Annotated in this window: 13 protein-coding genes and 1 other annotated feature; of the genes, 7 read left to right on the forward strand and 6 right to left on the reverse strand. The window is 41.1% G+C overall.

What is annotated here, in order from left to right:
* Positions 1-309: 309 nt before the first annotated feature.
* Positions 310-2,001 carry a septation ring formation regulator EzrA gene (ezrA, locus tag BLW54_RS16550; protein ID WP_074735966.1) on the reverse strand — a complete coding sequence of 564 codons (1,692 nt, stop codon included), beginning with the start codon at positions 1,999-2,001 and terminating at the stop codon, positions 310-312.
* Between the two features lie 161 nt (positions 2,002-2,162).
* Between ezrA and hisJ the strand changes: the two genes are divergently transcribed.
* Entirely contained in the window at positions 2,163-2,966 is an 804-nt protein-coding gene (hisJ, locus tag BLW54_RS16555) for a histidinol-phosphatase HisJ (RefSeq protein ID WP_074735969.1), read from the forward strand.
* On the opposite strand, the gene refZ is transcribed toward hisJ, so the two are convergent.
* Complete coding sequence (gene refZ / locus BLW54_RS16560; protein WP_035509668.1) at positions 2,956-3,558, reverse strand: forespore capture DNA-binding protein RefZ; 603 nt, start codon at positions 3,556-3,558, stop codon at positions 2,956-2,958. The two genes, hisJ and refZ, sit on opposite strands and share 11 nt — an antisense overlap.
* Before the next feature lie 125 nt (positions 3,559-3,683).
* Between refZ and BLW54_RS16565 the strand changes: the two genes are divergently transcribed.
* Both BLW54_RS16565 and rpsD read left to right on the forward strand, forming a co-directional pair.
* A complete protein-coding gene (locus tag BLW54_RS16565; protein WP_035509669.1) occupies positions 3,684-4,163 on the forward strand; it encodes a free L-methionine (R)-S-oxide reductase MsrC in 480 nt (159 codons plus the stop codon).
* 485 nt (positions 4,164-4,648) lie between these two features.
* Entirely contained in the window at positions 4,649-5,251 is a 603-nt protein-coding gene (rpsD, locus tag BLW54_RS16570) for a 30S ribosomal protein S4 (RefSeq protein ID WP_035509671.1), read from the forward strand.
* Positions 5,252-5,354: 103 nt separating this feature from the next.
* Here the strand turns inward: rpsD and tyrS are convergent, their stop codons facing one another.
* Positions 5,355-6,623 carry a tyrosine--tRNA ligase gene (gene tyrS / locus BLW54_RS16575; protein WP_035509672.1) on the reverse strand — a complete coding sequence of 423 codons (1,269 nt, stop codon included), beginning with the start codon at positions 6,621-6,623 and terminating at the stop codon, positions 5,355-5,357.
* Between the two features lie 94 nt (positions 6,624-6,717).
* Positions 6,718-6,927, reverse strand: a binding site (T-box leader).
* A gap of 121 nt (positions 6,928-7,048) precedes the next feature.
* Here tyrS and BLW54_RS16580 point away from each other — a divergent pair.
* The 4 genes from BLW54_RS16580 to BLW54_RS16595 all read left to right on the forward strand — a co-directional run bounded on the left by BLW54_RS16580 (position 7,049) and on the right by BLW54_RS16595 (position 12,758).
* Complete coding sequence (locus tag BLW54_RS16580) at positions 7,049-10,153, forward strand: transglycosylase domain-containing protein (protein ID WP_083391572.1); 3,105 nt, start codon at positions 7,049-7,051, stop codon at positions 10,151-10,153.
* A 133-nt stretch (positions 10,154-10,286) separates the two neighbouring features.
* Positions 10,287-10,934, forward strand: a complete 648-nt coding sequence (locus BLW54_RS16585) for a GNAT family N-acetyltransferase (RefSeq protein WP_074735971.1) — start codon at positions 10,287-10,289, stop codon at positions 10,932-10,934.
* A gap of 4 nt (positions 10,935-10,938) precedes the next feature.
* A complete protein-coding gene (locus BLW54_RS16590) occupies positions 10,939-11,586 on the forward strand; it encodes an acetoin utilization AcuB family protein (protein WP_074735973.1) in 648 nt (215 codons plus the stop codon).
* On the forward strand, positions 11,583-12,758 hold the full coding sequence (locus tag BLW54_RS16595; RefSeq protein WP_074735976.1) for an acetoin utilization protein AcuC: 1,176 nt from the start codon (positions 11,583-11,585) through the stop codon (positions 12,756-12,758). Before BLW54_RS16590 ends, BLW54_RS16595 begins: the two co-directional genes overlap by 4 nt.
* Positions 12,759-12,889: 131 nt before the next feature.
* Here BLW54_RS16595 and motS read toward each other — a convergent pair whose 3' ends face one another.
* The 3 genes from motS to ccpA are packed head-to-tail and all read right to left on the reverse strand — an operon-like array spanning position 12,890 to position 15,560.
* Complete coding sequence (gene motS, locus BLW54_RS16600) at positions 12,890-13,693, reverse strand: flagellar motor protein MotS (protein ID WP_074735978.1); 804 nt, start codon at positions 13,691-13,693, stop codon at positions 12,890-12,892.
* Positions 13,683-14,510: a flagellar motor protein MotP gene (motP, locus tag BLW54_RS16605; protein ID WP_074735981.1), complete on the reverse strand. Its 828-nt coding sequence runs from the start codon at positions 14,508-14,510 to the stop codon at positions 13,683-13,685. Before motP ends, motS begins: the two co-directional genes overlap by 11 nt.
* A 51-nt stretch (positions 14,511-14,561) precedes the next feature.
* Positions 14,562-15,560 (reverse strand): catabolite control protein A, encoded by a 999-nt coding sequence (ccpA, locus tag BLW54_RS16610; RefSeq protein WP_035509687.1) that lies wholly within the window; start codon positions 15,558-15,560, stop codon positions 14,562-14,564.
* Positions 15,561-15,707: the final 147 nt, after the last annotated feature.

Consider the following 15,707-nt stretch of genomic DNA (forward strand, 5'->3'; position numbering starts at 1 on the left):
ATGTAAACAAAAGAAACAAATTGTTCTATGCCTACAAAAGCGTCTAACGGAATTTAATCATGTTAAGCCGAGCATTAAAATAAAAGTTTTTTCATAGAGTCACTACAGATTTAAGGATCCAGGGATATTTAAAATCATTCCTGTTATATAGCTTCTGAAAATTGCAAAAGAGCGGCTGCCGACGGCAGCCGCTCTTTCCTTAACTAATCTTCAACATCACTCACCAAACTCTTAGATAGGCACTTCCCCACACGAGAAAGGTTCCTGATGCAAGTCCAATCAATAGGCGTTTTTTCATCGTTTCCCATCCTAGAGAAGAACTTCTTCCTCCTTATCGATCTTAGAAAGGGCTGCAGGATCCACTTCCTTAATGGCTTCAGAAGCAAGTTTCAGTGCCTCCTCATAATGACAGGACCTAAACTTTTCTTCTGATTCGAGAAGTTTCGCAGCCAGAATAGGATATTTACTTCTGTACCGGTTGCCGTATTGAATGACACGTTCAGCTAAATGGGCCGTTTCCATTACCTTCTCAGCATCTTCATTTAGCTGCTCTATCATACCGGAAGCTTCTTCTAACATCTCATTCACCACAACCATATCTAAGGGATGCATCTCCATGCCTCGAAAAACTTCATCTACTTTCTCACTGGCAGCTTTCATATCATCATAGACAGAAGTAGGGATGCCAGGGATATTACTGCGTTTGAGCCGTCGGTGTGTGTCAAGAAGCAGATTTTCCATTTTTGTTAATTTCTGTTTTGCTTCCCGCTCATCTTTTCTAAGGTTTTGTACACGTTCATGGAAATAACTATGTTGTTCTTCAAGCTCCTTCAATTGCCTCTGGGCTTCTTCTAAGTCATCACGCAGACTGGCGTAAGATGTTTCCCCATCCTCCCGCCTGAATTCAAGGCTTGTTACACGTTTATGCATTTGACTAAACCAATTCATTAGGCTGCGATGTGCTTCTATATCTTCTTGCTCTACTTGATAAGTTTTCTGAATCTCATCCAATTCACGTTCAGTTTCTGCCAATACATGCCCCAATTCATCCAATTGGACTTTCAGGGGTACGAATTGTTTTTCTACATAATGATGAGCAATTGCTTCACTTTCTAATAATTGATACATCTCCTGGATTCGGGTTTCGATTTCTTGCAAAGACTCTTCCACACCTGTCTGATCACCCATTTCCAGCTGACTCATCATTTCTTCTAGGGAGCGCTCAAAACTATGTATCTCTGGAAGCAAATCGAATTGAGAAATTCGATAACCTTCTGCTTTCATATCTTCCACACCATTTTTTAGCTCTGCCAACTGCTCAGGGAGTTCTGTTCTCACTAACTTATATCGTTCCGGGAAGTACTGAACATCTTCTTGGAGCTTCGTAGTCTCTTGACGAATCGTACGAACGAGAGCATTTGCTTCAATATAATTCCCTTTATTCGCTAATTGTTCGTACCCCTCAAGCTGTTGTTTTAAGTCTTCTACCCTTTGTTCGAATACACGTACCGCTTTCCCATATTGGTGGCGGTTCTGAATTAATACTTTCGTCAGTTCTTTAAGATCCGGCTCCATAGATTCAATTTCCAAACGGCTTTGCTTTTCAGAATCCAGAAGATCTTCTAATTCCTGAAGCATCGCTTTGATGTCTTCCTCAATGGCTACCAACTTTTTTTCCGTTTTTCCTAAAACGACTTTGACACGTTTCATGCGATAACGGTCAGCCGCTTCTTCCGCATCGAAAAGATCTTCCTCAAGCTCAGGGAGCTCCTTCGTCAAAATCTGATCCCAGCGCTCCCGCCACTCTTCAAATTTTTCTTGAGTCTCGCCGGAAAGGTTCAAGCTTTTCACTTTAGATAACTCTTCGGTTACGCGCCGATTCATGATATCCATTTTCCAACCTTCTAGGCGATCCACTTCATCATAGACCTTTTTCCGCCAAATCAGCCCGATGATGAACAATGCGATGAGTAGTAAAATAGCCCCGATGACGAACTTCATAAATAGCCTCCTTACAATAAACGTGCCATACGGATGTATTGCGTTCCGATATATGATTTAGTTGTTTATAATGATACCATGTAAATCATACTTTTGGCTAAAATATTTCAAATTTATTATCGTATTGACAAAAAATTCAATCACAAGGGAGAGACCGCAAAATGATGGATGGACACATTCATTCCCCATATTGTCCACATGGGACTTCTGACTCCTTAAGAAACTACATTGAACAGGCGATTGATCTAGGTTATCATTCCATGACTTTTACTGAACACGCTCCACTTCCGGAATCTTTCTCAGACCCTGTCCCTGAAAAAGACAGCGGCATGTCCTTACACATGGTGGAAAAGTACTTACAAGATGTTCAACAACTGAAAGAAGAATATGAAAGTGAGATTCAAATTAACAAAGGGTTTGAGGTTGACTTCATCGAAGGTTATGAAAGAGAGATTGAAGGTTTCCTTGATACCTACGGGCCCTCACTTGATGACAGCATTCTCTCCGTCCATTTCCTAAAAGGGCAAAAACATTGGTATTGTATTGATTACAGCCCTGATATGTATACAGAGGCGGCTAACGACTTAGGCGGAATCAGTCAACTATACACGGCTTATTACAAAACATTAGTTCAATCAGTCAAAGCGGAATTAGGGAAATATAAACCCACACGGATCGGGCATATGACCCTTGTGAAGAAGTTCCAACATCTATACCCTGCACCTGAAGGTTGGGAGACGGATGCCGCTGCCCTTCTAAAAATAGTTAAAAACTATGGTTATGCCCTCGATTATAATGGAGCAGGCATTCATAAAGAACATTGTAAAGAGACTTATCCGCCGTTGTATTTGGCAAGACAAGCCTCATCTATGGGAATCCCTCTGGTATATGGTTCGGATGCGCATCACGCCCTCGGTCTAGGACAGGGGGGCCATGCTATTGACAAGAAATTACTTACGCTTTAGCCAATACTTTTACCGATGGGTAATCATTCATTAAACTGCTGTACATGTCAACGAAATGATTTAAAGATGCTTCTGTAATAAAAGGGTCCTTAAATTCATGAGGCATCATAAAAGGAGCATTTAAAAGCCCTTTTAATTGTAACAAACATAATTTTTCCTTAAACGTTACCTCAATGTGTGATTTCTTCTGGAAAAGAATCTGAGTAAACAGATGATTTTCTTTAGCCAGATAGGTCACAAGCATTTCCCTGGCGAATGTTGTATTTAAGGTTAATTCCCTGTTTAGCAAACACGAGAGTTGATAATGGGATTGTTTATAATGTAAAATCTTTTTCACTAATTCATTTAATCTATATTCTTCCTCTGAGGGTAGCTCACACTCAAGCATTTCCAAATAAGGTTCGAAATAGCTGACAGCGAGCGATTCAAAAAGTCCTTGTTTGCTCTTAAAATAGTAATGGATTAATGAGACATTAACATTAGCAGCCTTTGCGATATCCCGGACAGATGTTCCATTGAAACCTTGACTGTAAAAAAGGCGACACGCTACATCTAACACTTTGTCGCGAGTTACATTTGTTGGTCGGCTCATTATTTTTCCCCCTCAGGAAAAGATTCTCTATATTTGTGGGATTTCCTGCTGACAATCGTCCATCAAATACCGACAGCTGATTCATGATTTTGTCGAATTGTATATATTTTTAAGGAGGTTTATTTATGTTCCAGTCCACGGTTTACACAGGTACAAAAACCAAAAATTATGATCTAGTAATCAAACAATTAACATCTCTCCTTGAGGATGAACCAGATCCTATTGCAAATTTAGCGAACGCTTCTTCGTTATTAAATCAATTCTTAGAAGATGTCAATTGGGTTGGTTTTTACATATGGAGGAAAGACCAACTTGTCTTAGGGCCATTCCAAGGGCTGCCTGCCTGTGTGCGAATTCCATCAGGGAAAGGCGTTTGCGGCACCGCTGTTTCAGAAAATAAAGTCCAGCGCATCCAGGATGTCCATGCTTTTCCTGGTCACATTGCCTGTGATGCAGCAAGCCAATCAGAAATCGTTATCCCTATTGAGAAAAACGGAGAGATTTACGGGGTTCTTGATATCGACAGCCCTTCAAAAAATAGATTTGATGAAGTGGATGAAGAAAAATTAGTAGAATTTGTCCAAACTCTCCAACAGTATATTTAGGACTAAGATTTAACTGTTTAAAATGAGAATAAATGATGAACGCCATAAAAAGTAGTGGACCACCATTTAGAGGTGGTCCACTACTTTTTATATATAGCGCCTGAACATCCTGTTGAACAATTGATTTACGATTAGGTCTGAATCCTCCCTTCAAGGGGCAAGTTCACATGAATAGTCCCTTTCTCTTTGGTTCTCCCTATCCCTTACTAACTGCCATGAGAAGACAAACCTATCGATCAGTCGTTTAAAAACTGAAAACATGAAAGTCCCTTGACTTCTTTCCTAAATAAAATTATAATATTCGTTGTGTAAAATAAATGGCAGCCTATGTGAACCACCATTGTCATCATTTTGTTCCTCTACGGAGGTGCATCGTGTAACTCTCTGCTGCTGGGGCGAAGGTGCATGAAAACATAATGAGCAATGGAAGAAGGGACACACTGTTTTTATTTTATGCAAAATAAAATAAAAAGGAGGAAATTCCTATGGCACGATATACAGGTCCAACCTGGAAAAAATCACGTCGCTATGGCATTTCTTTAAGCGGAACTGGTAAGGAACTTGAAAAGCGTCCTTACGCACCTGGACAACATGGTCCAAACCAACGTAAAAAACTATCCGAATTCGGTCTTCAACTACAAGAGAAGCAAAAGCTTCGTTTCATGTACGGTTTGACAGAACGTCAATTCCGTCGTTTGTTTGAAGAAGCGGGTAACATGAAAGGGATCCACGGTGAAAACTTCATGATCCTTCTTGAATCCCGTTTGGATAACTTGGTTTACCGCCTTGGTCTAGCTCGTACGCGCAATCAAGCTCGTCAGCTAGTTACACACGGTCACGTAACAGTAGATGGTGGTCGCGTCGATATCCCATCTTACCGCGTAGCTCCTGGTCAAGTGATCAGCCTTCGCGAAAAATCTCAAAAACTTAACGTTGTCGAAGAGGCAATCGAAGTCAACAACTTCGTACCAGAATACCTTACTTTCGACGAAGACAAGCGTGAAGGTACGTACACTCGTTACCCTGAGCGTTCTGAGCTTCCTTCTGAAATCAATGAAGCTCTTATCGTTGAGTTCTACTCTCGTTAATTCTTTACCGAGAAAAAACCGTCGGATTTTCCGACGGTTTTTTATATCCAGTATTAAATATAAAAATTGCCCCCATCCATAAGGAGGGGGCAATTTTTATATTTTATTGAAACTTAATTAAGAAATATTTTTTCTTCCCACGTCTGATAATTGTAAAACGATCTTCGATACGGTCTTCCTCGTTAATCGTATGCTTTAGATCCTGATTACGTTCACCATTAATATAAACCGCACCGTTACCAATGTCCTCTCTCGCTTGACGTTTAGATGAAGAGATGCCCGCATTTACAAGCAAATCTAAGAGCTGAGGTTCTTTTTCTTCAGATGTATACGTAGGAACATCCTTAAACCCTTGCTCAATCTCCGCTCCAGACAATGCTTTAATATCACCACTGAATAAAGCAGCAGAAATGCGTTCTGCTTGTTTCAAAGCTTCCTCATCGTGGACTAGTTTTGTCATTTCTTCAGCTAAACGGCGTTGAGCGACCCGTTTCTCCGGTTGGGTCTCCACTTCTTTTTCAAGCTCTGCAATTTCGTCAAAACTAAGGAAAGTGAAGTACTTTAAGAAGCGAATAACATCACGGTCATCAGCATTGATCCAGAACTGATAAAATTCATAAGGGGATGTTTTTTCAGGATCGAGCCAAATGGCTCCTCCTGCGGTCTTCCCAAATTTAGATCCATCAGCTTTTGTAATTAATGGAACGGTCAAACCATATGCTTCTACCTCTTCTTCTCCACCAGCAGACCGTCTTAACAATTCAAGACCAGCGGTAATATTTCCCCACTGATCGCTTCCTCCAATCTGAAGGGTACAATTCTCTTTCTGATATAGTTGTTGAAAGTCAAGAGATTGAAGGATCATATAAGTGAATTCCGTAAAGCTGATTCCCTGTTCAATACGAGATTCCACCGAGTCTTTTGCTAACATGTAATTGATTCCAAAATGTTTACCCGTATCACGCAGGAAGTCAATAATCGTCATTTGGGACAACCATTCATGATTATTTCGTGCAACAGCTGCATTATCTCCTTCATCAAAGTTAAGAATTCTGGCTAACTGCTCCTTAATTCTTTCACTATACCCTTTAACGACTTCTGCACTATTCAACTGTCTTTCCGTCGACCGTCCACTTGGGTCGCCAATCATTCCAGTTCCCCCGCCCACGAGTGCAATAGGGCGGTGCCCAGCTTTTTGGAATCTCTTTAACATCAGTACTGGAAGCAGGTGGCCAATGTGCAAACTGTCCGCAGTTGGATCAAATCCACAATAAAGAGTTACTTGTTCATTTTCTAAATGGCTTCTCAAACCATCTTCGTCTGTCACCTGATTAATTAACCCACGCTGCTGCAAGTCTTTCAATATATCCATTCGATCACTCCTACTTAATAATGGTGAAAATGGTGCTGCGTTTCTAAAGGATGTGGAGGCGAATGTTCTAAAAAAGAAAAGACCCCATCCCCTGAAAAGGGACGAGGTCTTTCGCGGTACCACCCTTGTTGCACACCAAACGTGTGTGCCACTTCTATCGATAACGGTATTTCACCGTCCTCTGATTTATACCAGAAGATTGCTCCAGGTCGTAATTCAAAAACAAGTATGTGCCGACTTGCACCAACCGCCGACTCTCTGTACCAGTGACTTGTTTTTTACTCCAATCCTTCAACGCACACATATTTAACTATGTATATATTTATCATATTCCTCTCTAAAAAGCAACAAAACCACGTGTGGAATTATGTCCTATTATAGGCGGGTGTGTTATAATGTTGTTGGATTTTTTAGGAGGTATTATCATGTTTAATAACCAAAAAAATGGGCGAAAAAAGCTGGATTTCCGCTCTTTGTGGGAAAGTGGGACCATCCAGAAAAACAGCCGGATTACCTATGATGTCGTATGGAACGTCATCTTATTTTTTATCATCATCGGTGTAATCGGGCTGTTCTTCGCTGGTGGAGTCGGCGCAGGCTATTTCGCTTCCCTGGTCAAGGACGAAGAGGTCCGAAGTGAAGAAAATATGAAAGAAACCATTTATAATTATGCTGAAACCTCGACCATGTATTTCAATGACGAAAATGAAATCGGGGACATCAGATCAGATCTCTATCGGGAAGAAGTCCAATTGGACCAAGTTAGTGAGCATTTAAAAAATGCCGTGATTGCGACAGAAGATGAATATTTCGGTGAACATAAAGGCGTCGTACCTAAAGCTGTTATGCGGGCTGTGGTACAGGAAGTAACCAACTCTTCTGTTAAATCAGGGGGGAGTACCCTGACTCAACAGCTTGTTAAAAACCAAATCTTAACGAATGAAGTTTCTTTTGAAAGAAAAGCAAAAGAAATGCTTCTTGCTTTAAGGATTGAAAGGTTCCTTGAAAAAGATGAAATTTTAGAAGCCTACTTAAATATCGTATCTTTAGGCAGAAATTCAAATGGTCAAAATGTTGCGGGTGTCCAGACTGCCGCGCAGGGAATCTTTGGTGTGGATGCTAAAGATCTAACGCTCGCACAATCGGCCTATATTGCCGGGATGCCTCAATCCCCATTCGGCTATACCCCATTCTATAATGATGGTTCAATTAAAGAACCAGAAAACTTGCAGCCAGGAATTGACCGAATGCACGAAGTTTTAGAACGGATGTTGGAGGCTGGTTATATCACGAAGGCTGAATATGATGAGGCCATGGAATTTCAAATTAATGAAGAAACCTTAGCTGATCCAAAAGCTACTGTTCTAGGTACTTATCCAGCGATCAATCAGGAAGTTCACTCCAGAGCTAAGAAACGAATCAAAGAATACTTAATGGAAAAAAATGGCCACACAGAAGAAGACCTTGCTGAAGATGAATCTCTTCGTGAAGAGTATAATACAATGGCCGAACGTGAACTATCTTCCGGCGGATACAAGATTCATACAACAATAGATAAAGAAGTCTATGATGCCATGCAGAAAGTAAGAGATTCATATACAAAAAACAACTGGCCATGGGGGCAGAAGACTGTCCTTAACAATGAAGGACAGGAAGTAAAAGTAGACACTCCCCTTCAACTGGGTAGTATGATCATTGAGAACTCCACAGGAAAAATATATGGCTTTATTGGTGGTTATGATTTTGAAGAAGAAAATATGAACCACGCCACACAAGCCCGTCGTTCCAATGGAAGTACAATGAAACCCCTTCTTGTGTATGGACCAAGCTTTGATATGGGAGCTGCTCAACCAGGATCTGTTATTGCGGATGTCCCTTATTACTATAACGGCGGAAAAGAAGTTCGGAACTTCTCAAGAAGTCACCGAGGGTTTGTATCCGCGCGATATGCGCTGGCAAACTCCTATAATGTTCCAGCTGTCAAGCAATACAACAAAATTTTAGATCAAAATCCTGTAAAAAACTATCTTGAGAAGATGGGAATGGGAGAAGACCTTGTTAAACAAGATTATTCTAGCGAATCGATGGCCTTGGGGGGGCTAAGTTACGGGGTTACAGTTGAGAACAATATTAATGCTTATGCTACTTTCGGCAACATGGGGAAATTCGTTGATGCCTATATGATTGAAAAAATCGAAACTAAAGACGGAGAAACGATTTATGAACATGAGACTGAAGAAACAGATGTCTTTAGCCCACAGGCCGCTTATTTGACAATCGATGTCATGCGGGACGTACTAGAATACGGTACCGGACAAAGAGTACGCGGGTTGCTGTACAACCGCGGAGTTGACTGGGCAGGGAAAACCGGAACCTCTCAATCGACCAAAGACTCCTGGTTTGTTGCTACAAACCCTAACGTAACCGTTGGAATGTGGACAGGGTTTGCTGAAGGAAATATGCAGCACTTAAATTACAACCAGCGTACACAGGGATTGTGGGCAGATGTTGTGAATGCTGTTTCTGAAATCCGCCCTGAATTGATGATTCCAACTAGTGGATTCCAAAGCCCTGGTGGTCTTGTTACTAGGTCTTATTGTGCAACCTCTGGTTTACTTGCATCCAACTTATGTTCATCTATCGGTCTGGCTAAGAGTGATATCTATGATGCAAACTATGCCCCTAGTAAAGTAGATGACAGTTTAATCAGCGGGGATTTTGTCAGAGTCAAAGATCAACTCGTTGTAGCAGGCCAAAATACACCTAGTGAATTCATTATAGATGGCGGCGGCGTCACATTAAGCCCTGAATTTTTAAAAGAGAATGGTTACACAAGCAGTGAAGTTTTGAGAGAGCTTCTACCGAATTCCGGTGCGTGGTCTAAGGTGGCTCTCCCATCTACACAATCGGTCGGCTCGACTTCTTCTTCCATTGATAATGATGGCCGGGCGCCAGCAGCACCTAATTCCGTTAAAAACAGTGGCTCTTCCATCTCTTGGGCACCATCCTCCAGTAATGATGTCGTCGGATACCGCGTTTATCGGGCTTCTACACCTGGCGGTTCCTTTTCTCTTATCGGAAGCACTGTAGACCATTCACTTAGCTTCTCAGGGGATGAAGGGATATATGCTGTTCGAGCCGTCGATTACTTTGGTGAAACCTCAGGGTTATCCGAAACTATTACCGTAGGAAACCCTGGCGAAACTGATCCATCAGGGAGTGACTCTGGCTCTTCTGGTGACTCTGAAGGGGATTCTGGAGCTAATTCTAATTCAGGTAACTCAGACTCTGATAATGGTGAATCCAACGAAAATGATTCCGGAGAAAGCGAAAGTGACTCAGAAGAAGGTAACTCTGATGGAGGGGAATCTGGTTCTGGTGATGACTCTAGTGAAAGTGATACCGACAGTGAGTCCGGTAACGGGGATAACAATCCTGGCTCTGAAAGCGACTCCGAAAATGAGGATTCGGCAACAGATGATGGAGCAAATGATGAACCAAACGATGAATCAAACTCCGGAGATGAATAACTATATTTTATTAAATCCGATCGGGTACCCGATCGGATTTAATTTTTACGGCAGAATGAAAATATCAGGCCGTTTCATGTATAATGAAGGAAATCGGTAATAAATCTACTAATCTATTTCAGGTGGTGACTGAATGAATCATGCAAAAACCTATCATTATGAGGCCTTGGACACGGAACACGGACCGGTCATCGTCGAAGGTCCACTGCCTTCAAAAGAACTGAATAAATACACGTTTAACGAAGGATTAACGGCCTTCCGACCTGCAGAAAAGCAGTTCGATGCAATTAAGGGCATTGCAGATTTTGATGAAGGGCGAATTATCATAGCAAGGAATAATGAGGAAATTATCGGTTATGTTACTTACCTTCACCCTGATCCATTGGAACGTTGGTCTGAAGGAAATATGGAAGACCTCATAGAACTTGGTGCCATTGAAGTCATCCCTAAGTTCCGCGGCTATCGAATCGGTTCCCGTTTGCTGAAAGTTTCCATGATGGATGACTATATGGAAAATTACATTATCATCTCTACCGAATATTATTGGCACTGGGACCTAAAAGGAACGGGACTGAATATTTGGGATTATCGTAAAGTAATGGAAAAAATGATGGCAGCCGGAGGACTGACCCCTTCTCCGACAGATGATCCGGAAATCATATCCCATCCTGCCAACTGTCTGATGGTTAAAGTAGGTCAGCTTGTTCCAGAAACATCTGTTGAACAATTTGACAAACTAAGGTTTTTAACAAGACATCAATATCGCCAAACAGGGAGGTAGTTGTATGTTAGTGGAAGAGATAATGAAGGAGAAAGTGATCACCCTATCCCCCGAAGATACAATCGAAGCTGCTCTGAAACTACTACAGGAACATCACATTCGACATATCCCAATCACCAATGATAAGAATGAAGTTGTCGGCATTGTTTCTGACCGGGATATCAGGGATGCAAGCCCAAGTATTTTCGAAAAAGAAACGATCCATGAAGAGCTAAAAAACCCGATTTATTCCATCATGACGGCACCCGTAACAACAGTCCATCCATTGGATTTCGTAGAGGAAATTGCGTCTATTTTCTACGAACAGGAGATCGCATGTGTCCCTGTTACAAGAGACGATATGCTTGTCGGGATTATTACAGAGAAAGATATGCTTTATACACTGATCCAACTGACAGGTACACATGTGCAAAGCTCTCAAATAGAAATAAAAGTGATCAACAAACCTGGGATACTTCCTCAAGTAACACAAGTTTTTGGTAAAAGAAAAGTGAATATCAGCTCTGTCCTCATCTATCCCTATAAGCCAGATCCTAGATACAAAATTATCGTCGTAAGAATCCAAACCATGAATCCCTTATCAACAATAGAAGACCTCAAATCAGAAGGCTATGAAGTACTATGGCCGAAGATGCCAGGGATCCCATCATGACTTGTCATTCTGGATTTGTCTATACCGATGACTTTACGACATACCGCTTCCGTGACGATCATCCATTTAACCAAATGCGCGTCGTCCTTACTAAAGAACTGCTGGAATCTACAGGCTATTTATCAGAAAAAGATATAATAGCCCCTCGCCTTGCAACAGAAAAAGAACTATTACTGGCGCACAGCAGATCTTATATTGAAGCTGTAAAAAAAGCTGGTCAGGGATTATTAACAGTAGAGGAAGGGATGGAATATGGAATAGGGACAGAAGATACTCCCATGTTCAAGGGGATGCACGAAGCTTCCCAGTTGCTTGTGGGAAGTACCCTAGCTGCCATAGATGCTGTAATGAAAGGAGAAGTAAAACATGCGTTAAATCTAGGAGGAGGACTCCATCATGGTTTCGAACGTAAAGCATCCGGCTTTTGTATATATAATGATTGTGCTGTTGGAATTAAATACCTTCGACAGAAATACAATTGCAAGGTGCTTTATGTAGATACAGATGCTCATCACGGAGATGGAGTTCAATGGGCTTTCTACGATGACCCTAATGTTTGTACCTTCTCTATTCATGAAACCGGACGGTACTTATTTCCAGGCACAGGTCATGTGAATGAGCGAGGATTAAAAGAAGGGTATGGATATTCCTTTAATCTCCCCATTGATGCCTTCACAGAAGATGACTCCTTTTTACATGTTTATGAAGACGCTTTCAGTGAAATCGTAGAATTCTTCCAGCCAGACGTTATCATCACTCAAAATGGTGCCGATGCCCACTACTTAGACCCATTAACTCATTTGTGTTCCACTATGAAGATTTACGAACGTATTCCAAAGTTGGCGCATAGGCTTGCTCATGAGAATTGTCATGGGAAATGGATTGCTTTAGGTGGCGGAGGTTATGATATATGGAGAGTTGTTCCACGCGCCTGGGCTCAAATATGGAAGGTTATGAATGATGACATCCCCTTCCAGGGGGAACTGCCTGGAGAATGGCTTCAGAAATGGCAGAGACATGCCCCTTTGCCTTTAATAAATACATGGAATGACCCACCCGGGGCGTGTAAACCAATTCCACGCAGAAGGGAAATTAACGAGAAAAATAAGAAGCTCCTTGAAAAGGCCTTACAGTTAATCCATAACCAAAAGAAGTACAATTCCATTCAATAGAAAATTAAAAAGCTCATGCGCCTCATTCATCTCCTTGGTTTCTTATGCACCTTGAGGAATGGCATAAAACCAGAAACACCTTGGTACCTCTTGAAAAAATGAAAAGCCACTACTTTGTCAGTAGTGGCTTTTTAAGTAGATTCTTTTGCATCAGAACTATTATATTCCGGATCTAGGATCACGATTTCAACCCTACGGTTCTTGCTCCAATTCTTTTCTGAGTCATTAGGAACAACCGGCCTTGTTTCTCCATAGGCGACAGCTGTAAGTCGTTTAGGATCCAACCTCTCTGTCTGATTGATTAAATAGCGAACCACACTGCTTGCCCTTGCCCCTGAAAGTTCCCAGTTCGAAGGGTAACGATAGGTGTTAATTTGACGGTTATCCGTATGTCCTTCTACTTTAACGAAATTAGGTATATTTTCTAATAATGTACCCACCTTCGTCAAAAATGGTTTGGCTCCATCAAGAATTTCCGCTCGGCTCGTTTCAAATAGTAATTGTTCTTCTAAGACTAATACAACTCCACGGTCGGATTGTGTAGCCGATATGATATCACTTAAGTCATTCTCCTTTAGATACTCATCGACTTCTTCTTTAAGCTTATCAAGATCTTCAGCAGCATCCTTTTCATCCATATCAGCAGCCAGATGGTCTGGATTCTCTGTAGGGGATTCAAACTCATTGTTTTTCTTCCCATTCTCTTGAATTTTCGTTTGCTCTGTAGGGTAGTCGTTCTCTACTGCCAAGGGATAAAAGTCAAAAATCATACGGTTACGAAATGACTCTGCAATAGCTTCGAATTTAACAAGATTAATTTGCGACATCGAGAATAAAAGGATAAAAAATACGAGTACCAGTGTTATCATATCAGCATATGTAGTCATCCATTTAGGGGATCCTTTACGTTTTACTTTTCTAGGTCTAAGCTTCATTAGCTGCTTCCCCTACTGTCCCGTCCTGCGGCAATTCCTCTTCCTCTACCCTTTTTTCCTTTTCAGACAAGAAGGCACTCAATTTTTCTTCCAGGATTCTTGGATTCTGTCCATCCTGTACTCCCATAACTCCTTCAATAATGATTTGCTTCAAGTATATTTCATGATAGGTTTTATTCTCAAGCTTACCAGCCATTGGAATGAAAACTAAGTTTGCAAGCAAAGTACCATAGAAGGTCGTTAATAACGCAACAGCCATTTGCGGTCCGAGAGTGGAGGGGTTAGTTAAACTCTGCAGCATTAACACAAGGCCGATGAGTGTACCAATCATTCCCCACGCAGGCGCATACTCTCCTGCCTTTTCGATTATCGCCCTGCCCCTTTGATGGCGTTCTTCAACAGCAACAATCTCCGCTTTCATAATATCATTGATAACCTCAGGTTGAATCCCATCTACAGCAAGTAGGATCCCTTTCTTAATAAAAGGGTCTTCAACTTCTTCTAATTCTGTTTCCAGTGCCAATAACCCTTCTCTTCTTGCTTTTTCAGACAATCTTACAAAAAGAGCCATTAATTCTTTCACATTCATATCACTCGTTTTGAAGGCCTCTTTTGCCACACGAATAGTCAGTTTCACTTCACTTATATTGAAGTTTACTAGTATGGCCGCTCCAAGACCACCAAGAACGATAAGAATCGAAGAAAGCTGTATAAAGGATCGAAAACCTCCGAAACCAGCATTTGCCATGATCCCAAACATGACCATGGCAAAACCAACAGTGATCCCGATGGGAGTCAATAAATCTTTTTTTGTCATTCTACTCTCTCCTCAGTTTCAAACAAGTACCATATAGTACTTTTATCGGTACTATTTCTTCTGAGTTGAGTTTCTTTCGATTATTCGATGAGGCAAAATGACATTTTGTTCTTCCACTTCTTCTTTGTTCATAAATTTAGTCAATAAGCGCATAGCTACGGCACCGATATCATACATCGGTTGTACAACTGTAGAAAGAGTCGGGCGAACCATGGTAGCTAAGCGTGTGTTATCGAAGCCAATAACTTCTAAGTCTTCCGGAACACGGATCCCACGATCTTGAGCGCCATGGATCACGCCAAGAGCCATTTCGTCAGAAGATACGAAAATCGCTGTTGGTTGAGTTTCCATTTCTAAAATCTGCTCTAATGCCTCTAGACCAGAATCATAAGAATAATCACCTGTAACCATCCATTTCTCCGGATGATTTTCTCCATTTTCTTTCATCGCACGATTAAAGCCCTCTACTTTTTCTGTATTAATTACAGTATCTTCAGGACCAGAAACATAAGCGATGTGTTTGTTATTTTCAAGCAGTAGTTTGGTTGCATCGTATGCTGCCTCTTCATAGTTGATATTAACAGAAGGTGTTTCTTTTGTTTCATCCACTGTGGCAGCAAGTGCGATTGGTACAGAAGATGTTTTAAATTCACGGATATGATCTTCTGTAATATCTCCGCCCATAAAGATCAAGCCATCTACTTGTTTTCCTAACATTGCATTGATTAGTCGAATTTCTTTATCCTTATTTTGATCAGAGTTACTTAAAATAATATTGTAATTGTACATCGTTGCAATATCTTCAATTCCTCTTGCAAGTTCAGCAAAGAAAATGCTCGAGATATCAGGAATAATCACACCTACAGTAGTCGTCTTCTTGCTTGCTAAACCACGTGCAACTGCATTGGGACGATACCCTAACCTTTCAATTGCATCATGTACCTTTTTTCTTGTGGCAGGTTTAACATTTGGGTTTCCATTCACTACCCTGGATACCGTTGCCATTGAGACATTTGCTTCTCTCGCTACATCATATATTGTTACATTCATCATGCATCCTCCTTCATCAAATCCTATCGTGCAATTTATTCAATAGGATAATCATACGATAAATCGCTTCCCTGCGCAATATTCGTAGTTTCTTGTATTATTATACCCTAATTATTATAACGGATAGCCTTTTCATCGCAAAAGGAT

Origin of the sequence: Halobacillus karajensis, assembly GCF_900108515.1 — a bacterium.
GTDB classification, from domain to species: Bacteria; Bacillota; Bacilli; order Bacillales; family Halobacillaceae; genus Halobacillus; species Halobacillus karajensis.

Coding starts and splice junctions, on each gene's coding strand:
- ezrA (WP_074735966.1), bottom strand. CDS start 2,001: ATGAAGTTCGTCATCGGGGCTATTTTACTACTCATCGCATTGTTCATC.
- hisJ (WP_074735969.1), top strand. CDS start 2,163: ATGATGGATGGACACATTCATTCCCCATATTGTCCACATGGGACTTCT.
- refZ (WP_035509668.1), bottom strand. CDS start 3,558: ATGAGCCGACCAACAAATGTAACTCGCGACAAAGTGTTAGATGTAGCG.
- BLW54_RS16565 (WP_035509669.1), top strand. CDS start 3,684: ATGTTCCAGTCCACGGTTTACACAGGTACAAAAACCAAAAATTATGAT.
- rpsD (WP_035509671.1), top strand. CDS start 4,649: ATGGCACGATATACAGGTCCAACCTGGAAAAAATCACGTCGCTATGGC.
- tyrS (WP_035509672.1), bottom strand. CDS start 6,623: ATGGATATATTGAAAGACTTGCAGCAGCGTGGGTTAATTAATCAGGTG.
- BLW54_RS16580 (WP_083391572.1), top strand. CDS start 7,049: ATGTTTAATAACCAAAAAAATGGGCGAAAAAAGCTGGATTTCCGCTCT.
- BLW54_RS16585 (WP_074735971.1), top strand. CDS start 10,287: ATGAATCATGCAAAAACCTATCATTATGAGGCCTTGGACACGGAACAC.
- BLW54_RS16590 (WP_074735973.1), top strand. CDS start 10,939: ATGTTAGTGGAAGAGATAATGAAGGAGAAAGTGATCACCCTATCCCCC.
- BLW54_RS16595 (WP_074735976.1), top strand. CDS start 11,583: ATGACTTGTCATTCTGGATTTGTCTATACCGATGACTTTACGACATAC.
- motS (WP_074735978.1), bottom strand. CDS start 13,693: ATGAAGCTTAGACCTAGAAAAGTAAAACGTAAAGGATCCCCTAAATGG.
- motP (WP_074735981.1), bottom strand. CDS start 14,510: ATGACAAAAAAAGATTTATTGACTCCCATCGGGATCACTGTTGGTTTT.
- ccpA (WP_035509687.1), bottom strand. CDS start 15,560: ATGAATGTAACAATATATGATGTAGCGAGAGAAGCAAATGTCTCAATG.